The sequence below is a fragment of the Robinsoniella sp. RHS genome (genome assembly GCF_001029355.1).
GTDB lineage: Bacteria > Bacillota > Clostridia > Lachnospirales > Lachnospiraceae > Robinsoniella > Robinsoniella peoriensis.
On record NZ_JNGB01000020.1, the window covers coordinates 101,649 to 121,588 of the forward strand.

18 protein-coding genes are annotated in these 19,940 nt (G+C 40.4%); 15 read left to right on the forward strand and 3 right to left on the reverse strand.

Going from position 1 to position 19,940, the window contains the following annotated elements; genetic code table 11:
- Window positions 1-139: 139 nt before the first annotated feature.
- From RHS_RS11160 to RHS_RS11215, 13 genes are all read left to right on the forward strand, one after another.
- The gene (locus RHS_RS11160; protein WP_047833214.1) at window positions 140-940 is read left to right on the forward strand and encodes a MerR family transcriptional regulator; all 801 of its coding nucleotides are present in this window, start codon (window positions 140-142) and stop codon (window positions 938-940) included.
- Window positions 941-1,022: 82 nt separating this feature from the next.
- Window positions 1,023-1,502 carry a helix-turn-helix domain-containing protein gene (locus RHS_RS11165; protein ID WP_044294873.1) on the forward strand — a complete coding sequence of 160 codons (480 nt, stop codon included), beginning with the start codon at window positions 1,023-1,025 and terminating at the stop codon, window positions 1,500-1,502.
- A 74-nt stretch (window positions 1,503-1,576) separates the two neighbouring features.
- Window positions 1,577-2,614 carry a LacI family DNA-binding transcriptional regulator gene (locus tag RHS_RS11170; RefSeq protein ID WP_027292892.1) on the forward strand — a complete coding sequence of 346 codons (1,038 nt, stop codon included), beginning with the start codon at window positions 1,577-1,579 and terminating at the stop codon, window positions 2,612-2,614.
- A gap of 418 nt (window positions 2,615-3,032) precedes the next feature.
- The gene (locus RHS_RS11175) at window positions 3,033-4,076 is read left to right on the forward strand and encodes an NAD(P)-dependent alcohol dehydrogenase (protein ID WP_047833215.1); all 1,044 of its coding nucleotides are present in this window, start codon (window positions 3,033-3,035) and stop codon (window positions 4,074-4,076) included.
- Window positions 4,077-4,318: 242 nt separating this feature from the next.
- Window positions 4,319-5,461 carry an aldo/keto reductase gene (locus RHS_RS11180; protein ID WP_027292894.1) on the forward strand — a complete coding sequence of 381 codons (1,143 nt, stop codon included), beginning with the start codon at window positions 4,319-4,321 and terminating at the stop codon, window positions 5,459-5,461.
- Between the two features lie 475 nt (window positions 5,462-5,936).
- A complete protein-coding gene (locus RHS_RS11185; protein WP_047833216.1) occupies window positions 5,937-6,851 on the forward strand; it encodes a YafY family protein in 915 nt (304 codons plus the stop codon).
- 3 nt (window positions 6,852-6,854) lie between these two features.
- Window positions 6,855-7,448 carry a uracil-DNA glycosylase family protein gene (locus RHS_RS11190; RefSeq protein ID WP_047833217.1) on the forward strand — a complete coding sequence of 198 codons (594 nt, stop codon included), beginning with the start codon at window positions 6,855-6,857 and terminating at the stop codon, window positions 7,446-7,448.
- 344 nt (window positions 7,449-7,792) lie between these two features.
- Window positions 7,793-9,076: a hypothetical protein gene (locus RHS_RS11195; RefSeq protein WP_047833218.1), complete on the forward strand. Its 1,284-nt coding sequence runs from the start codon at window positions 7,793-7,795 to the stop codon at window positions 9,074-9,076.
- Window positions 9,077-9,175: 99 nt separating this feature from the next.
- Window positions 9,176-9,406 (forward strand): DUF6783 domain-containing protein, encoded by a 231-nt coding sequence (locus RHS_RS30835; RefSeq protein WP_081998860.1) that lies wholly within the window; start codon window positions 9,176-9,178, stop codon window positions 9,404-9,406.
- A 5-nt stretch (window positions 9,407-9,411) separates the two neighbouring features.
- Window positions 9,412-10,077, forward strand: coding sequence for a response regulator transcription factor (locus tag RHS_RS11200; RefSeq protein ID WP_027292898.1), 666 nt, complete (start codon window positions 9,412-9,414; stop codon window positions 10,075-10,077).
- On the forward strand, window positions 10,074-11,072 hold the full coding sequence (locus tag RHS_RS11205) for a HAMP domain-containing sensor histidine kinase (protein ID WP_047833219.1): 999 nt from the start codon (window positions 10,074-10,076) through the stop codon (window positions 11,070-11,072). The genes RHS_RS11200 and RHS_RS11205 overlap by 4 nt, the downstream gene beginning before the upstream one ends.
- 91 nt (window positions 11,073-11,163) lie before the next feature.
- The gene (locus tag RHS_RS11210) at window positions 11,164-11,931 is read left to right on the forward strand and encodes an ABC transporter ATP-binding protein (RefSeq protein ID WP_047833220.1); all 768 of its coding nucleotides are present in this window, start codon (window positions 11,164-11,166) and stop codon (window positions 11,929-11,931) included.
- Window positions 11,921-13,642, forward strand: coding sequence for an ABC transporter permease (locus RHS_RS11215; RefSeq protein WP_047833221.1), 1,722 nt, complete (start codon window positions 11,921-11,923; stop codon window positions 13,640-13,642). Before RHS_RS11210 ends, RHS_RS11215 begins: the two co-directional genes overlap by 11 nt.
- 134 nt (window positions 13,643-13,776) lie before the next feature.
- On the opposite strand, the gene RHS_RS11220 is transcribed toward RHS_RS11215, so the two are convergent.
- From RHS_RS11220 to RHS_RS11230, 3 genes are all read right to left on the reverse strand, one after another.
- Window positions 13,777-14,271, reverse strand: a complete 495-nt coding sequence (locus RHS_RS11220) for a DUF2798 domain-containing protein (RefSeq protein WP_047833222.1) — start codon at window positions 14,269-14,271, stop codon at window positions 13,777-13,779.
- Between the two features lie 173 nt (window positions 14,272-14,444).
- Window positions 14,445-15,776, reverse strand: coding sequence for an MATE family efflux transporter (locus RHS_RS11225; RefSeq protein ID WP_047833223.1), 1,332 nt, complete (start codon window positions 15,774-15,776; stop codon window positions 14,445-14,447).
- 76 nt (window positions 15,777-15,852) lie between these two features.
- Window positions 15,853-16,674: a MerR family transcriptional regulator gene (locus tag RHS_RS11230; RefSeq protein ID WP_395022089.1), complete on the reverse strand. Its 822-nt coding sequence runs from the start codon at window positions 16,672-16,674 to the stop codon at window positions 15,853-15,855.
- 336 nt (window positions 16,675-17,010) lie between these two features.
- Here RHS_RS11230 and licT point away from each other — a divergent pair, with 336 nt between their 5' ends.
- Window positions 17,011-17,856, forward strand: a complete 846-nt coding sequence (gene licT / locus RHS_RS11235) for a BglG family transcription antiterminator LicT (RefSeq protein WP_047833225.1) — start codon at window positions 17,011-17,013, stop codon at window positions 17,854-17,856.
- An 87-nt stretch (window positions 17,857-17,943) separates the two neighbouring features.
- Window positions 17,944-19,938: a beta-glucoside-specific PTS transporter subunit IIABC gene (locus RHS_RS11240; RefSeq protein ID WP_047833226.1), complete on the forward strand. Its 1,995-nt coding sequence runs from the start codon at window positions 17,944-17,946 to the stop codon at window positions 19,936-19,938.
- Window positions 19,939-19,940: the final 2 nt, after the last annotated feature.

Here is a 19,940-nt window from a genome sequence, read left to right on the forward strand (position 1 = left end):
AGTCAAGTATTTTTTTTGAAGTTTTTTTAGAAGAGGTCAATATTTTTATTTGGACTGGATCCAGAGAGAAAGAATGAAAAAACATAACTACTAATTCAGGGATGGCACAAGCCAGCATGCGCTATTAAGGGGTATAAAAATGAAGAATAAACAATATATGACGATCAGTGAATTTGCACGTCTTACGGGAATAAAACGTGCCAATCTGATTTTCTACGATAAGATTGGCCTGTTAATTCCCGAACACCGTGGAATGAATGAATACCGGTATTATACCCGTCGTCAGCTGGGTTCTGCTTACCTGATCGCAGCCCTTCGGGAACTGGGAATTGGAATTGAGGAAATCAAACATTACGCCAGAGGACGGACACCCGAGCAGATGATAAATTTGTTTCAGGCACAGGAAGAAAAAATTCAGGCAGAAATCACAAAACTCAGCCGGATGCAGGAAATGATGAGATTATATACGAACATGGCAAACGAAGCACTTTCCGTAGATACTGATCAGATTGTGATTCTGAAGAAGAAGAGGGAACCTGTTTTTCTGGGGTGTCCGATTGAAAAGAGCCAGATTGGGGATGAGGAAATGATATCTTTCTATAACTATGCTGAAGAGCACGGGATGGAGCTGGGATATCCGATAGGGGTGGTGATTGCAAAACACATTCTGGAAAATAGATCCATCGACCCGGTCTACCGGTATTATCTGAAAGTAACGCAGGGCGCCAACGGCTACAAACCCGCAGGCTTATATGCTACCGCTTATGGCCGCTGCAGTTACGGACAATCACATAAGGTTTACGAAAGGTTATTTCAATATCTGAAAAGTGAAAATATAGAGATTTACGGAGATGCTTATGAAGAATATCCGCTAAATGAAATAGCTATGCAGGACGAAGAAGAATATCTTGTGAAAGTAGAAATTTTGGTGGGAAAATAGCTGATTCCACCTGAATTCTACCTCCAGGGGATTGGAATTTCAGGAAATAAGGGATATATTTATATGGAAAGGCGGTGTTTAAATGGAGCAGTTAAAAATCGGAAAATTTATTTCTGCCAAAAGAAAGGAACAAAATCTCACACAAGAAAAACTTGCTGAGATGTTAGGCGTATCCAATAAGTCTGTTTCCAAATGGGAAACGGGAAAGTGCATGCCGGACTGGTCTTTACATATGCGCTTGTGTGAAATACTGAATATTTCCATGAATGAATTGCTATCCGGAGAAGCAATCAATGAAGAAAATCTGAACCATATAGCAGATGAAAATGCATTAAAACTTTTAAAATTATTAGAAAAGCTTAATTCACAAAAAAATTTATTTATCGGTTTATTTCTTGTAATGGTTGGGCGTATACCGGTTTTTGAAGCAGGAAATAACGCAGGCGATGTGCAGCGATTTTTTGCGGGCCTTTCGGTTGGGCTGTCAGTTGGGATAACTCTGATAGGTCTCGGATGGTTTGCCTATGCTTTAGTGCAGATGGGAAAAACGAATAAAGAATAAAAAAACGAAACATTCCCTCTTGCAATTTAGTAAAATATTTAGTAATATTAATTAAATTGCAATGGAGGTGAATTATGGCACTAAAAGCAAAAGATATTGCTGAGATGATCGGAGTTTCTACGGCAACGGTTTCTCTTGTCCTGAATAATAAACCTGGTGTGGGAGAGCTGCGGCGACAGGAAATTATCCGGAAAATAAAAGAACTCGGCTGTGAATACATGTTGAAAGAAAATGTGGTGAATAGCGGGAGTATTGGCTTTGTAGTGTATAAAAGAAGAGGGAATATCGTCAATGAATCTCCATTTTTTACCTGTATTCTGGAAGGAATAAATTATAGTGTCAGTAAATACGGCTATCACTTAAATTTTATTTATCTGGATAAAAAAATGTCCGCAGAAGAACAGGAATGCTTACTGGGGAATGCTCATTGTAAAGGGCTGATTATATTTGCAGTGGAAATGCAATATGAAGATCTTGCGGTTTTCAAAGAATCCGGGCTGCCCTTTGTGGTACTGGATAATTCTTTTCAGGAAAATGATATTGATGCGGTAGCAATTAACAATACCCAGGGTACGAGTAAGGCACTTTTGCACCTCTATGAAATGGGGCACAGGGATATCGGCTATCTTCGCAGCAAGGTGAGGATCAACAGTTTTGATGAACGGTATATGGTATATAAGAACCAGTTAAAACGGCTGGGACTGGCATTTAACCGAGAATATGTCGTAGATGTAGGGTACTCGGAAAATGAAGTAAAGCAGGGAATATTAAATTATCTCAAAAGTAATTCGAAGCATCCGACTGCATTTTTTGCTGAAAACGATCTGATAGGCTGCAGTGCAATCCATGGAATTCAGGAAGCAGGACTCAGCGTGCCGGATGATATATCGGTTGTCGGTTTCGATGACCGTCCCATCAGTGAAGTAGTGAAACCCGGACTCACCACAATTAATGTTCCTAAAAATATATTTGGACCTGCTGCTGTAGATCTGCTTATATCGAAGATGGAAAAAGCAAGGGAACAATCTATAAAAATTGAAGTCGGAACCAATTTAATTATAAGGGAAAGTGTAAAAAAGTTAGAAAACCATCCGGAGGTGAAAACAGAATAGATACCTGGCAAGAGGCAGATGGAGATGTAAACATCTGCTTCTTTTTTTATGCCTGTTCACAGTATGGACTCCGTCCGCTGGCCATAAACTTAATTGACTGTAGTGCTGTAACTATTCTTTGCTAAACAATCTTTACTAAATATTATTTACTAAATAAGAGAAAAAAGATATTTATTAATAAATTTTACTTAATTAAATTAAAACATATTCTTGACAGATAAAATATACATTGCTATAATACTTTTAATAAACATGGCCAGCAGATTAAACATATAGTATCTATATTACTTTTTTGTAAATCAAACAATACTTAATTAAATTTAGTAAATTAGTATATATGTAAAAAAATACATTCACATCCTGCAAATAGGTATTTATGTAAAGAAATACTATCACATCCAGAAAGAAGGGGTTTAAAATGGAAGGAACAATGAAAGTAGCAGTTATGACCGGTCCGTTACAAATGGAATGGGAGGAAAGACCTATTCCTCAGCCGAAAAGGGGAGAACTGCAGATTAAGTTAGAATATGTGGGCGTATGCGGGTCGGATCTGCATTTTTACTCAGAAGGAAGGCTTGCGAACTGGGTACCTGATGGACCATTGGTTTTAGGACATGAACCAGGAGGAGTAGTAACTGCAATAGGGGAAGGGGTTACCGGATTTATGGTGGGAGACCGGGTTGCATTAGAGCCGGGGGTTCCCTGCGGTCATTGCGAAGACTGCCTGAAGGGACATTATAATCTATGCAAAGAAGTAAAATTTATGGCTATACCTAAAGAAAAAGACGGGGTCTTTTCCGAATATTGTACACATTCTGCAAGCATGACCTTTAAACTGCCTGACCATGTATCAACATTAGAAGGAGCGCTAATGGAACCGCTGGCGGTTGGAATGCACGCCTGTGAACTTTCCAATGCAAAGCTGGGTGAAACAGCGGTAGTACTGGGTGCAGGCTGTATTGGATTGGTTACACTGATGTCCTTAAAAGCCAGGGGTGTCAGTGAAATTTATGTTGCGGATATTCTGGATAAACGTCTGGCTAAAGCAAAAGAACTTGGGGCGTCCAGAGTATTTAACAGCAAGACAGAAAATATCGAAGAGTTCGTAAAGACTCTTCCAGGCGGAGGGGTGGATCAGGTATATGAATGTGCCGGAAACAGGATTACAACCCTTCAAACATGCCGTTTGATTAAAAGAGCGGGGAAAGTAACCTTAGTAGGTGTGTCTCCGGAACCTGTGCTGGAACTGGATATTGCCACTTTAAATGCAATGGAAGGCACCATTTATTCAGTATATCGTTACCGGAATCTTTATCCCGCTGCAATTAGCGCAGTGAGCAATGGACTCATACCTCTAAAAGCGATTGTATCCCATACATATGACTTTAAAGACGTTATAAAAGGTGTTGATTATAATCTGAATCACAAAGACGATGTGATAAAAGCAGTGATAAAAATGTAACAAACAGCAGGTGAGATCATTCGATCTTATCTGCTGTTTTATATCTTGAGAACCATATCCGGTAAGTCGCTTTGTAGACTTATGTTAGAACACCACATAATAATCACCAGTGCAAAATTTAAAATTAATCAACAGAACTGGATCAACAGAACTGCCTATATAAATGATATGAAAAAGCTCGTTTTTATGCTATACTGGACTTAAAATAAAAATACGGTAATACAGGAAAGTGAGGTTAAAAAATGCAATACAGAACTTTGGGAAAAACAGGTCTTCGTGTCAGTGAAATTGGTCTGGGTGCAGAATGGTTAGAGCGGCATACGTTAGAAGAAATTAAGGAAGTTATCAAGCGATGTGAAGAGAGCGGTATCAATATTTTAGACTGCTGGATGGCGGAACCAAATGTACGTTCCAATATAGGAACCGCGATCAAAGGCCATCGTGACAACTGGATTATTCAAGGACATCTGGGCTCTACGTGGCAGGACGGCCAATATCTCAGAACACGGGATATGGCAAAAGTAAAAGAAGCTTTTCAGGATTTACTGATCAGACTTGACACAAGTTATATTGATCTGGGAATGATCCATTTTGTAGATGAAACGGCTGAGTTTCATCAAATTGTACAAGGTGAGTTTATGGAGTATGTCAGGGAACTGCGGGATCAGGGCGTCATACACCATATTGGGTTGAGCACTCACAATCCGGATGTTGCAAAACTTGCTGCATTACAAGGCGAAATTGAGATGATATTATTTAGTATCAATCCCGCATTTGATATGCTCCCCGCCACAGAGGATATGACACAGTATTTCAGTGAGTCATATGCAGATGAATTAGGAGGAATAGCTCCCGAGCGTGCAGAGTTATATCAGATCTGTGAGCGTGAAAATGTTGGCATCAATGTCATGAAAGGTTATGCGGGGGGAAGGCTGTTTTCGGCAGAAGCTTCACCTTTTGGTGTAGCACTGACACCGGTCCAGTGTCTGCACTATGCATTAACCAGACCGGCTGTTGCCAGTGTACTCGTTGGATATGATACTACTGACCACGTAGACCAGGCAGTAGCTTATGAGACAGCTTCAGAAGAAGAAAAAGACTATGCAACTGTTCTTGCAGGGGCACCAAGCCATGCATATTCCGGGCAATGTACCTATTGCGGTCACTGTTTGCCATGTCCAAGCGGCATTGATATCGCAATGGTACATAAGCTTTATGATTTAGCTGAAATGCAAAAAGAACTTCCGGATACCATAAAAGCTCACTATTTCGGTTTATCTGCAAATGCAGAGGACTGTATTGCCTGTGGCGGTTGTGAAGAACGATGTCCATTTGGTGTTCCGGTTATCAAACATATGGAAGAGGCAAAATTATTATTTCATTAAATTTATGCTGTCTAATATTTGGGTTTAGATGAGAAAGGACGCCAGGCTGTACGCTGTCGGCAGTTATTTCAGATGTTGAGATGGATATAAATTTGTTTGAATTTTTTTAAAAACTATACGTTTCTAAAGAACAGCTTACAATTACAGATTGTGATGCTGTTCTTTTTGATATGTATGGAAAGTTTGAATCCTCATCACAGTACGATTAACCATAACTCCCGGGTTCCACCATGCTGATAAAGATAAATACAGTTTTGTATCGGAAAATGAGTATTGGAAAGATGAGGTGTGGAGTAATTGCATGGACGTCTTAAGCGTAGATCAGATCTGCGACTTCCAAGGTGATTTTAGAATAATAATATCAAATCACTTTTCGAAGGAAAAATTTGCAAAAAGTTTACAGTAAATATTGACACACATCGTCAGGGTTTTCATGATATGATAGAACTTATCTATAACGAAAGAGGTGAATTGGATGTCCGAGGGCCGTTTATTTAAAATTATCTATTATCTTTTAGAGAAAGGGCGGGCAACTGCTCCGGAACTTGCCGAAAAGTATGAAGTGTCCATTCGGACTATTTACCGGGATGTGGACATGCTCAGCAGTGCCGGAATACCTGTTTATGTCACAACAGGCAGAAAGGGCGGCATTCAGTTGATGGATCATTTTGTCCTGAATAAATCTATTCTATCTGATAAGGAAAAACAGGAAATTCTGATGGGACTGCAAAGCCTTTGTGCAATACAATATCAGGACGCGGAAGATATTCTGACAAAAATGGGTGCTGTTTTCCAGACGGCTCAGACAAAATGGATCGAGGCAGATTTCTCACGTTGGGGAATTTCCAGAGAAAATGAACAAAAAATATTTAGTATTTTAAAACAGTCTATTTTGGAAAGCAGAGTTCTTTCATTTACTTATTATGCTTCCTCCGGCGAACACCTGCAAAGAGAAGCCGAGCCATTGAAACTAGTCTATAAAGATAAAGCCTGGTATATTTATGCATTTTGCCGCTATCGGTTAGAGAAGAGGCTTTTTCGGGTTTCCAGAATGAAGAAAATCACACTTACAAAAGAGCAGTTCTGCAGGAAGATTGGAACCGATGATCCGGTATTCCCCAAGTCGGCAGTTATGGGGCAGGTTATGGAAATAGAATTGCATTTTCCGGATGAAATGGCTTACCGTATCTATGATATTTTTGATGATCAGGATATTACAAAGCTTAAAAGCGGATATAAGGTGACGGCCGCCGTGCCGGAGACCCAATGGCTGTATGAGTTTATTATGTCTTTCGGGGACAAAGTGGATATCGTATCACCGAGACAGTTAAGCGAAAACATCATAAAGCGCTGTGCAAATGCATTACAGCATCACAGGAAGGAGCTATAATACATGAATATAAAAAATGAATTGGAACGTTTGCCGGGTAAAATTGTAAATATGCAGTTTAGTAATGCTGATATTCAGCCCGAAAAAATAAGGGCGATTATGATTAATGAAGTGGTTCCTGCCGATCCCGGACAGGATTTTTATGGCGGTGGGATAACCGCTTATTTGGAAACGGCAATCCCCTTATTCCAGAAGGCAGGTGCTGATGTACACAACATAGACGATATTGGTGATTTGGGGGTTTATATCACCAATGCAGTGAAAATTCCAAAATCAGAATACGCAGTCAGCCGGGAAGATATCGAAAAAAGCCTTCCGTTTCTGGAAAAAGAACTATCATTCTTTCCTAATGTAAAAGTAATTATGCTTATGGGGGATGTTGCAAAAAAAGCATTCAATCTAATAAGCAAAAAGGAGACAGGGAAGAATGCAATTCCTGCTATCTCCACTTATAAAATGCGAAATAGTGAATTCTTCTACAAAGGGATTCGTTTAATGCCATCCTATATCATGACCGGACAGAATATCTTGATAGAAAAGTCTAAATTTCAGATGGCAGCAGAAGATATTGGAAACATGATTCAAATGATTCGGTAATAATTTAATTTCAATAAAGCCTGACAGGGAGCTGCCAGGCTTTATTTATATATTAGTCTCAAAAAAAAGCCATTTGAACAGGATCACAGCGAAACGAAAAAACTCTTTCCTCAAAAAAATAGGATAATAAACATTATAAAGCAGGCTTGGAATGATAAAAAACATTACCTAAATATTCTGTGTATTGCACATCAACGTTTCTTAACGGTATAATAAAAATCAATTGGTAATGTGCTGAAGAATACTAAAATTAATAGATACAGTACGAAAGAATCAGTACAAAAAAATCATATATTATCCAAAAACATAATACTAAAAGCATAGAAAGACACGAGGTATCCAAAATGCACACCATAAAAATGGGCTTTTCACAAAAAAACATCACCCCTTCAAATTCGATTCAAACCGTTGGATTTGGACGAACGGATGAATGGTCAAAAGGTATTTTACAGCCACTGTATGCACAGATCACTATCTGGGAATCAGATAACGGAATATGCTGCCTTGCCGCGATCGACCATATCGGTTTTTCAAAACAGCATGCCGACTTTTTGCGGGATGAAATTGGGAATCTATTATCTGTTTCCAGAGAAAAGGTAATGCTTTGCTTTTCCCATACGCATGCAGCTCCTAACGATAGCAGTGCTCCGGAATATTTTAAATTCCTCTGCAAACAGGTAAAATCCGGAGTATCAGAGGCAATCCGGGATTTAACACCTGTATATGCTGCCTGGGGCAACGCTTATACGGACATTGGTGTGAACCGACGCAGCAGTTGTGAGGCATTAGACAGAAGAATCGGTATTTTAAAAATCTGTGATGCAAAAGAAGGGGCATTGAAATTAATTCTTCTTCGCCTTACCGTTCACAATAATGTGCTGAAAGCTGATAATTATCTGATTTCACCGGACTTTTTCGGAACTGTCCGGGATGAATTACAGTCCCAATACGGATGCCCGGTCATGGTAACTCAGGGTGCTTCCGGAAATGTGGCGCCAAAGTATTTTAAATCAAAGATTCTGCCTCCGGATGCCAATGACAGCCGATTTATCCGCTCTGATGCGGCATTAAACGAGATGGCGCAGACTGTGCTTCAGGAAACAGAACCGGTCATAGCATCTCTCATTCCCAGGAATTTGGAATCTATCTCCATGTATTCCGAAAAAATCACTCTTTTTTCAGATGTTCCATCCTATGACCGGGCACTTGCAATTGCAAAAGAAGCAGCAAAAGCCTGTGGCATAGATGGAACAGCATGGCTTATGGAAGTAGAGCGTCTTTTACAAAACCAGATTACTGTACAGGAGGAGGAAATAGAAGTTCAGTATTTTTTCCTGGACACATTTTGCCTTTGTGGTGTGGCGAATGAAATTATGTGTGAATTTGCACTGCGAATTTCCGAAATGCTTCAAAATGAGTACTTCTATTTTGGCGGATATACCAATGGGTGCACCGGCTATTTCCCAACGGAAGAAGAATTCGATAAGGGCGGTTATGAAGTTTATTGGTCCATGCTTTTTTATTTTAGGTACCATGGCCGTGTCTTTCCGCTGCAGCGGAACTCCGCAGCAGAATTAATCCGATTTGCTGCTGATAATGCCAGAGGTATAAAATTCCCATTGTCATAAAGTTTTCACTATGATACTATCATTACAGAAGAGTAGTAGTCCATAAAGCTTGAATTACCGATAAATACTTATATCTCAAACTTTTTGGAGAGCTGCGAAATGCATCAGGATTTCGCAGCGAATGCCCGCGTGCCGCAAAAAAATACTAGAGCGTGTTTGAAAATTCATTCCTGCCATCTGTACGCCCCACTTTGCGGCAGATTTGCCCCGAATTCAGGTTACGTAGCCCGCTACGCGCCCTTCATCCGGGACAAATCTCCCACAAACTGTGACGCACAGCTGCCAGAAAGCAATTTTAAAAAACGCTCTAGAGCATGTGATAGGAGCTAATACATATGAAATTGTTATTAATAGAAGATGACCGGATCCTGTGCCGGGAGCTTGCGCGGGAACTGGGCAGCAATGGGTATGAAGTTAAACTGGCAGATGATTTTGACCGGATAGAGGATTTAGTGAAAAAAGGTGATTTTAAGCTTATACTGCTGGATATATCCCTTCCTGGCAGGGATGGCTATGAAATCTGCAGAAGCATCCGCCATTTTTCAAAAATCCCTATTATGTTTCTGACCAGCAGGGATTCCGACATGGATGAGTTGTACGGGATGACTCTTGGAGGAGACGACTATATCCGCAAACCTTACAATATGCCGATCCTGCTGGCACGCATTGCGGCATTGCTCCGCAGAAGCGGTTTTGGGTTATCTGAGGACCGCAGGCTGCTCTGGGAGGATTTTACCCTGTGGCCGTCCAAAGGGAAGCTGTGCAGAGGGGAGCGCGAAATTATCCTCACCAGGCAGGAAACCCTCCTTTTGTCGTATCTGTTTTCCCATCCACAGGAAATTGTTAAAAGAGTGGATTTGATAGAGGAACTCTGGGATAATCAGGTGTATATAGACGACAATACCTTAAGCGTCCATATGACGCGGCTCAGAAGTAAGTTAAAAGAGCTGGATGCCGGTGATCTCATCCAGACACGATACGGTCAGGGGTATCAGCTTTGAACGGGCGGTTATACTGGCAGCAGCGTCTGACCTATATTCTGATACAGCTGATCGGTCTGTCAGGTGCATGCATCTACTTAAAAGCGTTGAAGCTGGGATGGTGGCAGATTTTGCCGCTGTTTTTTGTATGTCTGGCGGTGATTTTCTGTTATAATCTGCTGCGTTACCGGAAACAGCGGGCATATTTTCGTAAAATGGCAGTTTTGGTTGACCAGCTGGATGAAAAGTACCTCTTCCCCCAGATATGGAAAGATGCGAAATCCTATGAAGAAACGGGTTATCTGTGCCTGCTTCGGGAATGTACAAAATCTATGCTGGAGCAGGTAGAGCTTAGTAGGCGTGAGGGCAGGGATTATCAGGAATGGCTGGAAACTTATGTTCATGATATGAAGCAGCCCATCTCCGCTATTAAATTAATTGCAGAACGGATGCGGACCGAAGACAGCAGGGATATTCTGTTGGAGTTGGAAACCATGAACCACCATTTAGAACAGGTTCTCTACTATGGGAGAAGCGAAAGTCCCCATACCGATTTTATATTTAAAAAGGTGAATTTCCTGGATGTTTTAAATGAGTGTTTATCCATGAATAAGCAAATGTTGATTCAAAACCGGGTGCGGATAGAAATCCCGGAGTTTTTTCCGGAAGTATATGGAGACGAGAAAGGTATTTTATTTTTACTGAACCAAATGGTATATAATGCCGCTGTTTATCGGAGAGACCAGGATCCGGTCATTCAGTTTACTTATAGCATTCAGATGGATATTCTGCATTTTTTCATACGGGATAATGGATGCGGCATTACAGCGGAAGATTTACCGAGAGTTTTCGAAAAAGGTTTCACCGGAAAGAATGGCAGAAAAAATCTGTGTTCTACCGGAATGGGGCTCTATCTCTGTAAAAAGCATGCAGAGGATATGGGCATTGGATTAAGCATACAGTCAGAGGAAAATATCTATACGGAAGTATGCATGGCATTACCTTTGCGCCTGTAGAGACAATTCTTACGAAAAGGAAAGATTTCTGTAAGAAAATATGCTATGTTCCAAAGTGCACAGGCGGTATGCTATATCTGAGGTGATAAACATGAAAACTTTATTAAAAATAGAACATATCTCTAAATATTATGGAGAAAATGCAAATGTAACAAAGGCTCTGAATGATGTGGACTTTTCGGTCGAAGGAGGAGAATTTGTGGGAATTATGGGTGCCAGCGGTTCCGGGAAAACAACGCTGCTTCAGTGTGTTTCTACTTTGGATGATCCCTCCGCAGGGAAAATATTTTTAAGGGATCGGGAGATCACACAGCTGACGGAACAGGAGATTGCACGTTTCCGGAGTGAGCATCTGGGATTTGTCTTTCAGGAATATAATCTGCTCGATACCCTTACCCTGGGAGAAAATATTGAACTGGCTCTTACCATACGCAAACTGCCCCAGGAGGAAATAACACCAAAGGTAAATACCATTGCGGAAAAGCTGGGCATTCGTAGTGAACTTCATAATTTTCCATACGAAGTATCCGGAGGGCAGAAACAGCGCTGTGCCTGTGCAAGAGCGCTGGTGAATGAACCGGACCTGCTGCTTGCCGATGAACCTACCGGCGCACTGGACTCCGCATCCAGTGCCATGCTCTTGGATGCTATGAAGGATCTGAATAAATCTCTTGGGATTACAATTCTAATGGTTACCCATGACGCTTTTACCGCCAGCCACTGCAGCCGTATCCTGTTTCTGCGTGACGGCAAGATCTTTACGGAAATGCTCAGAGGAAATAAAGACAGAAAGAAGTTCTTCCAGGAAATCCTGGATGTGATGTCCATGTTAGGCGGTGATGTTGCTCATGTACGCTAAACTTGCCTTGCGTAATGTAAAAAGAAGCCTGGGTGATTATGCCGTTTATGTTCTTACACTTATTTTAAGCATTACGTTAATATTCGCATACAATTCCCTGCTGTTTTCCGATGCAATAGCTTCATTTAACAAACTGATGGGGCAAATGATGAGTATCCTGTTATGCGTAACGATAATGGTTGTACTGATTCTGGGGTGGCTGATTTCCTACATAACCCGTTTTATTTTTGAACAGCGCAGCCGGGAATTTGCCTGCTATATGACAATGGGAATGGAACGCAGAACCATGAGCCGTCTTTTTCTGACGGAACAGCTGATAATCGGTATTTCCACTCTGTTTGTTGGAATTGTATTGGGTAATTTCTTTTATCTTGTTTTAAGCCAGGTGATTTTCCGGATGTTTGATAAGAGTTATTATATGGATTTATCGTTTCAATTACCGGCTGTTGGCTTGACCGTTCTCTGCTTTTTTATTATGTTTGCCCTTTCACTGCAGCGTCAGAACAAAATCTTAAAGAAGATTCGTATTAAAGAACTGATGCATTATGAAAGGAAAAATGAAAAATCCTCTACAAATAAAGGGAAACATATAAAAGCAAAGCTTATTCTCGCAGTTTTGACAGGTATTTTTGGAATCCTATGCCTTGGTACTGCATTTGTCCAGAAGTTATCCGGCTTTTTCGGAATCTTTTTAATGGTTTCGGGTGTACTCCTGCAAGGCATCAGCCTGCTGCTATTTTACAGGCACCTGTCTGAAAATATTCTGATTCGTTATAAGAAAAATGAAAAACGCCGCCTGCATCATCTTAATATCTTTTTTTACAGACAGCTAACAGGAAGGCTGAAGACGAACGGAAAACAGATGGGCGTCATTTCCATTCTGTTACTTCTGACCCTGCTGGGACTTGGGGGCGCTGCCTTTATGGCAAATTCGTATGAGACTAGTCTGGCAAAATCAGTCCCTTTCGATATAGAGGTTTCCGAACGCTACGGGACTTTGGATATAGAATCCTGCAGAGATTTTGTCAGACAGCGAAGTACGGTAACAACAGAGCATTCTTATCATATCTATCGGTTAAATGACAGTGAAATTATCGCTACGCTTCTGAAAAAGAAACGGTCCGAAGAAAATGAATTTGAAGATTTGGCAGACAGCCAGAATAAAGACCGTGCCATACGGCTTTCTGACTATAATGCACTGCTGAAAATGCTGGGCAGGGAAACAGTTTCTTTGAAAACAGATGAATATTACATTCAGACAGATGAAGAATATTATGCAGGAAAATTTGAAAAAGCACTTCCTACTCTGACAACCGAAGGAAAAGAGTATAAATTGAAGGCTGTTCAGAAGAGTGATTTTGCACAAAATATGATTAATGAAAGCGGTACTAACACGGGTTCTATCTTAGTTTTGCCGGATGAAACACTCAATACACTGACCGGAGAACGGCAGTGCTATTTTGCCATGACAGCAGATCGTGAACAAACGGAATACAAATATGAACTCAGGCAATTTTTAGAGGAAAAGAAAGTAAGTGAAGGTGCCAGTTTTATTGCAGTATACACTTATGCAGGAGAAAAATCAGAACTTCAGGCAATCTATATGATGCTGGCATTTATCTGTTGTTATGCAGCTTTTATCTGTATTTTTATCTGTGCGACGATTCTTGCCGTCCAGCTTCTGAGCAGCAGTAAAAAATCATCAATATGAGTGTTTTACTCTTTACAAGGCAGACGCCCGATAGAAACTTGTACAGGGCACATCATCCCCTTGCGTTGTCCAGCAGGGGATTGTTGGTGCCGGTACCGGCAGTGGTATATAAATAAGATATCATTCGCTTTGAATTAACATTCAGGTTCCGTTTGTGGTACGAAATTTTCAAGCTGCTTTTTGAATAAAGACCGGAAAACCAGTCTCACAAGCGGACCTGCAAAGAAAATCTGCCAGCACAGTGCCATTGGAAAGTTCATGGCTGTTGTCTGAAACCAGACTGCAACAATATCTTTGCCGGGATTTTTAAATAGAATGGTTGCTGCCAGACTCATAAGGGGGCACATCAGGCATACGATCATGGAGGAAATTGCCAGCAATATAAAAATCGGGCGGTCTTTTGGGGTTACAATACGAAATGCAAGCATGTGGGACAGTTTTTCGACTGCAAAAAATTCCAGTACAAATGCAAGCGGCCACATAATGACCAGTTCATGAAACGCCAGAAGGAATACCTCGTTTGTCATTCCCCCCCGATTGATTGCTATGTTATAACAGATCATAGCATAGACCATGGCGAAGGCCATGAGAATTGTGAAAATAATATTTTGTGCTTTGGTTTTTGGCATTTTTGAATCTCCTTTTCTAAAAATGGGCGCAAAAATACACGTGTGTTGTTCGTTAATCAGGCGAGCGTAATGCACACATGTATCGTTTCCAATTAAAACCAAAGTATTTTTGTCATATGAATTTTTAACGGAAGTAAGTATAACATACAAATTAGATTTTTGTAAGCATTTTTTTAAATTAATGGAAGTTCAAAAGACTCGTGATGTACTTTTACATCGGCGGGCCCTCTCTTATAGAGCCATGTGCAAAATAGCAGTGCCAGAATCTCAGTAACCGGAAAAGTGAACCATACAAAGAAAAGACCTTTAAAATGAAACAGCCAAGCCAACGGTACCAGAAGAATTATCTGGCGGAGAATCGTAACACTGATACTGGCATTTCCTTTATTGACCCCCTGGAAGTAAACAGTAAACATGATTACAAAGGCAGCCGGAATAAAACTTACAGAGATAATACGAAGTGCTGAACGCCCGATTTCCAAAATCTCTTTGTTATTAGAAAAAATCAGTATCAGCTGTTCTGGCACGGTTATAAATATAATACATCCTGCCAGCATCACGATGCATGAAACAACGATAGAACAGCGAAGCGTCTGCTTCACACGGTCATGATCTTTTGCTCCATAGTTGAAACTGATTATAGGCAGGATTACCTGCTGTAATCCCATAAGAGGAATAAAAAAGAATGTCTGCAATTTATAATAAATTCCCAGCACCGTCACGGCACTTTCCGTAAATTGTTTTAATATCAGATTCAGCCCCACTATATAAAGTGTGTACAGGGATTGCATAATGATCGAAGGAAGTCCTGTTTTATATATTAAAATACAGTTTTGCAGACTTAATTTTCCCTTTAACGAACATTTATGCATTACTGAAATAAGAACAATCATCATGGCACACCATTGTCCAATGACCGTTGCGATGGCAGCCCCCTGTATCCCCATTTCCGGAAACCCCAAACGCCCGAAAATTAAAAGGGGATCTAAAACCACGTTGATAAAGGCCCCCACAATTTGGGCATACATAGGGAGAAGCATATTTCCTTTTGCCTGCAGTATCTTCGTGCAGTTAGCTTCTACAAACATTCCCAGGGAAAAAGCAAAGATAATTTGGCAGTACTGAATTCCCAATTCCCGAACAATAGGCTGATCTGAAGAAAATTGACAATAGGTATTCATGCATAATAATCCTAGTATAGTAAAAACCAGAAAGTTAAATAATCCTAAAAATAATCCGCTCTTAATAATATTATTCTGGTATTTCAAATCACCTGCTCCGTCCATTCTGGATATCAGAATGTTAATGCCGGTTCCGGTACCCGTTGCAATGGCGGTCATCAAAAGCTGGATCGGAAAGATGATCGATAGCGCTGTCAATCCTTCCGCTGAATGCTGTGCTACAAAATAACTGTCCACAATATTGTAGACAGACTGAATCAATAAGGCAAGCATAACCGGTGGGCACAATTTTAATAATATTTTCCATATGGGTGTCTGTTTCATAGTAACTCATCCTCTTTCTTTTTTGCAAAGGATAAAGGATGGAGTAACTACATTGTCAAGTATTTTTTTATTTATGTTATTTTTTTACTAAATGGGCTTTTATTTCGCAGTAGTAATCGTCTATGTAATCGAATAACTGCAGCCCCAATTCTTCTGCGTATACTTCGTCTGTTGTGTATCCATTGACATTCAGCCATTGTATCAGCGGCTGGAAATCTGCAGTATCCTTTATGATACGCACAATACAGACCGCATAGTATCCCGCGGGCAGCACATAGAGATTTTCGGATTGGACATGTGCATAACCGGAATCCGCAATCTTTAAATATTCCCTGTACTTACATACCCTCCCATCTACCATTTGATCCTGGTCAATGAGATAGCCATATTTTCTCTGAATGGTACTTACATACTGCAGCTCATCTTTGGCGGCTTCCTGCAGATTGGCATGATAAGAACTTACATCTCTTTTCAAAACCCCGGCTATGACAGTTTCTTCATCGAGCCATTTCATCTGCACATCTGCAAGATTTACGCCGGAAGAAATCCGCCGGTTTTCCTGGTCATACCATAGAATATCATCCGCTACCTGCTGGTAATAGGCGCTTAAACGCAATGCTTCATTGCGATAATCCAATAAAAGCTGTGTTATTTTCGCATTATCATGAAAATTAAGAAGCTGTTTTACTTTTTCCAGAGGTACACTTAATTTACGGCATGTTGTTATAATGTCCAGCTGCCATAAATTCCATCGGGAATAATATCGGTACTGATTCTTTTTATCTGTATAATCCGGTGTCAGTAATCCTATTTTATTGTAGAAATGCAGTGTATCTTTTGAAATTCCGGTAATTTTGCTGACTTCTCCAATCAGATAATATCCTTCTTTCAACTTCATCCTCCTTCAATAATTTATTTTGCCTTTTATTCAGGCTGTAGAATTTTATTATAATACCGCAGAAACTTTGTAATTACAATAAGCAATGACAATTTAACCAAAAATGATAGTGAAAATTTGGAAGAAACAGAGAAACTACATGGAATGAGGCGGATACGATTGACTTCTGATTTGGTCTATGCTATGATTTCTGCAAGTAAAGGATAGTGATTGTGCAGACAAGCTAAACCTGTATGTAGAGATAATTTTGAAAGCCCATGCTTTCATGTTTATTTGTGCATATAGGTTTTTTTATTGCCAAATTACACTTTTGGCATCGTACAGGGGGAAAAGTAAATGAGGATATTTAAAGCTCTGAATAACAATGTGGCGGTCGTGGTAGATGATAAAGATCAGGAAAAAATCGTTATGGGCAGGGGGATCTGCTTTAAGAAAAAAGCAGGAGATGATATTGATCCGGAGATGATTGATAAAATATTCTTTCTATCCGCTAAGGATGCACATAACAAATTCCAGGTACTGATTCAGGATATTCCGATAGAGCATATAGCTATCGGAGAGGAAATTATTTCAGAAGCCAGGGTACGTCTTGGAAAGAAACTTAACGATATGATTTATATTTCCCTCATTGACCATGTACATACTTCTATCCTCCGCTTTCTGGATGGAGTAACTGTAAAAAATGTTTTGTTATGGGATATTCGAAGATTTTATAAAGATGAATTTCAAGTTGGGCTCTGGGCTTTGGATCTGATTCAGGAGAAATGTAAAGTGCGGTTACCCGATGATGAAGCCGGTTTTATAGCGCTTCACCTGGCAAATGCCCAGATGGACCAGGAAATCATGCACAATATGTATGAAATTACAAGGATTATGCAGGAAATAGCCAACATCGTCAAATATTTTTATCAAATTGAATTTAATGAAGATGATGTCTATTATTACCGTTTTATCACTCATTTGAAATTTTTTGCAAAACGTCTGATTGACCACAATATTTATGATGAAGAAGACAATGACGATTTGTGGGATGTTATTAAGTCGAAATATCAGAATGCTTTTCGCTGTGTAGAAAAAATTACGCAGTTTATTTTAAAGAAATATGAATATCAGCTGTCGAAAGAAGAGCAGATTTATCTGACGATTCATATAGAACGTGTGGTTAATAAGGCAGTAAGTTAATACCGCACATCATGCCATGTATGCCAGGATGGTGACATTTAGTTGGCCAAACCTTCAGAAAATAAAATTATTAATGGAGGACAAAAAATGGGTAAGTATGAGAATCTGGCAAGAGAAATTGTTAGTAATGTAGGCGGCAGGGAAAATATCAGCAGCCTGACACACTGTATCACAAGGCTTCGTTTTAAACTGAAGGACGAAAGCAAAGCAAATGATGATATCATCAAAGATATGGATGGTGTCGTCACCGTTATGAAAAGCGGCGGACAATATCAGGTCGTAATCGGGAATCATGTGCCTGAGGTATATGCCGATGTTATGCCTCTGATTGACTTAGAAGAGGACAGTACAGACAAAGAGGATGATGCCCGGTCCCAAAATCTGTTTAACAGGGCGATTGATGTTATCTCCGGTATCTTCCAGCCAATCCTTGGAATTATGGCTGCCTGCGGTATGGTAAAAGGTTTTAATGCCTTGTTTATAGCACTGGGATTATATTCAGATACCAGCGGCGGTTATCTGGTATTAAATGCAATCGGAGACGGGTTATTTAACTATATGCCATTGTTCCTTGGCTACACGGCAGCGAAAAAGTTTCGTTTAAAACCGATGCTTGGTTTAGTAATCGGTGCCATTATGTGTTACCCCACCATACAAAACAGTGCTCTTGCAGCCGGAGGGGATGTGCTCTATACCCTGTTTCGCGGAACTGTTTTTGAATCCAGCGTGTACACGGAGTTCTTTGGAATTCCCCTGATTGCAATGAATTATACGGGAACCGTAATTCCGGTTATTTTTGTAGTATACTTTGCATCAAAATGTGAGAAGTTTTTTAATAAATTTATTCCGGATCTGGTGAAATTCTTCTTTGTACCAATGCTTACACTGGTTATCGCTATTCCGGCCGGATTTTTGCTGATCGGTCCTTTGGCTACATTCGGGTCTGCCATCATTGCTGAAGCGGTTATGTCCGTTCGTAATTTCAGTCCCATGTTAGCCGGAGCCATTGTAGGGCTTACCTGGCAGGTTCTTGTAATCTTTGGTTTGCACTGGGGTTTTATTCCGGTTTATATCAATAACATTATGACAAACGGTTATGATAATGTAATGATGCCGTTCTTCGCATGCACCTTTGCAACTTCAGCAGTGGTTTTGGCAATCTTCTTTAAGACCAAAAATAAGCAGCTCAAAGAAATGGCTCTTCCAAACTTTATTTCCGGAATTTTTGGTGTCACAGAACCTGCTATTTACGGTATTCTGCTGCCGCTCAAGAAACCTTTTATCATTAGTTGTATAGTAGGCGGTATCGGCGGCGGATTTTACGGAGCCTTTAACTTCCGGAAATTTATGATGGGCGGCATGGGCATATTTGAATTTCCCGCTATGATTGAACCGGATGGCAGCATGGGCAATCTGATAGTGGCCGTTGCAGGAGTAGCAATAACGATGGTGATTGCTTTTGCGGCTACCATGATTTTATATCGGGATAAGGCAGTAACGGAAACAGTAAATAAAGATGGAAACGAAAAAGTAAATGCAAAAGAAAACGTTTACGACAGTGTACAGGATAGTCGGCAAATCCTTGTTTCGGCTAAGGCAGTGAATGAAGAACAGAAATCCATGTATAAACAAATGGATATTGGAAGCCCTGTCAAAGGGAAAGTCCTGAAGCTGGAATCCATCAAAGATGACGCATTTGCTTCCGGTGTTCTGGGGAAGGGTGCAGCCGTTTTACCGGAGGAAGGTAATGTCTTCGCTCCTGCAAACGGAGTGGTTTCCACCCTGTTTCCAACACTTCATGCCCTGGGAATGGAAACGGAGGAAGGTGTTGAAATACTGATCCATATCGGATTGGACACGGTGCAGTTAAATGGAGAAGGATTTGAAGCTATGGTCAAAGAGGGTGACCGGGTACAGAAGGGACAGCTTCTGATAAAATTTGATAAAGATTTTATAGAAGAAAAAGGCTTCTGCCTGGAAACTCCGGTGATTGTTACCAATTCAGATGATTATCTGGGTGTAATAGAAGTTGCCGGCAATCAGATAAATCCGGGCGAAAACCTGTTGAAAATACTGCGATAGGA

What these genes read in the sequence shown, in the direction of transcription:
- RHS_RS11220 (WP_047833222.1), bottom strand. Translation starts at nt 14,271, where the DNA reads ATGCCAAAAACCAAAGCACAAAATATTATTTTCACAATTCTCATGGCC.
- RHS_RS11210 (WP_047833220.1), top strand. Translation starts at nt 11,164, where the DNA reads ATGAAAACTTTATTAAAAATAGAACATATCTCTAAATATTATGGAGAA.
- RHS_RS11215 (WP_047833221.1), top strand. Translation starts at nt 11,921, where the DNA reads ATGTACGCTAAACTTGCCTTGCGTAATGTAAAAAGAAGCCTGGGTGAT.
- RHS_RS11190 (WP_047833217.1), top strand. Translation starts at nt 6,855, where the DNA reads ATGAATATAAAAAATGAATTGGAACGTTTGCCGGGTAAAATTGTAAAT.
- RHS_RS11170 (WP_027292892.1), top strand. Translation starts at nt 1,577, where the DNA reads ATGGCACTAAAAGCAAAAGATATTGCTGAGATGATCGGAGTTTCTACG.
- RHS_RS11240 (WP_047833226.1), top strand. Translation starts at nt 17,944, where the DNA reads ATGGGTAAGTATGAGAATCTGGCAAGAGAAATTGTTAGTAATGTAGGC.
- RHS_RS30835 (WP_081998860.1), top strand. Translation starts at nt 9,176, where the DNA reads ATGCATCAGGATTTCGCAGCGAATGCCCGCGTGCCGCAAAAAAATACT.
- RHS_RS11200 (WP_027292898.1), top strand. Translation starts at nt 9,412, where the DNA reads ATGAAATTGTTATTAATAGAAGATGACCGGATCCTGTGCCGGGAGCTT.
- RHS_RS11230 (WP_395022089.1), bottom strand. Translation starts at nt 16,674, where the DNA reads ATGAAGTTGAAAGAAGGATATTATCTGATTGGAGAAGTCAGCAAAATT.
- RHS_RS11160 (WP_047833214.1), top strand. Translation starts at nt 140, where the DNA reads ATGAAGAATAAACAATATATGACGATCAGTGAATTTGCACGTCTTACG.
- RHS_RS11225 (WP_047833223.1), bottom strand. Translation starts at nt 15,776, where the DNA reads ATGAAACAGACACCCATATGGAAAATATTATTAAAATTGTGCCCACCG.
- RHS_RS11195 (WP_047833218.1), top strand. Translation starts at nt 7,793, where the DNA reads ATGCACACCATAAAAATGGGCTTTTCACAAAAAAACATCACCCCTTCA.
- licT (WP_047833225.1), top strand. Translation starts at nt 17,011, where the DNA reads ATGAGGATATTTAAAGCTCTGAATAACAATGTGGCGGTCGTGGTAGAT.
- RHS_RS11175 (WP_047833215.1), top strand. Translation starts at nt 3,033, where the DNA reads ATGGAAGGAACAATGAAAGTAGCAGTTATGACCGGTCCGTTACAAATG.
- RHS_RS11165 (WP_044294873.1), top strand. Translation starts at nt 1,023, where the DNA reads ATGGAGCAGTTAAAAATCGGAAAATTTATTTCTGCCAAAAGAAAGGAA.
- RHS_RS11185 (WP_047833216.1), top strand. Translation starts at nt 5,937, where the DNA reads ATGTCCGAGGGCCGTTTATTTAAAATTATCTATTATCTTTTAGAGAAA.
- RHS_RS11180 (WP_027292894.1), top strand. Translation starts at nt 4,319, where the DNA reads ATGCAATACAGAACTTTGGGAAAAACAGGTCTTCGTGTCAGTGAAATT.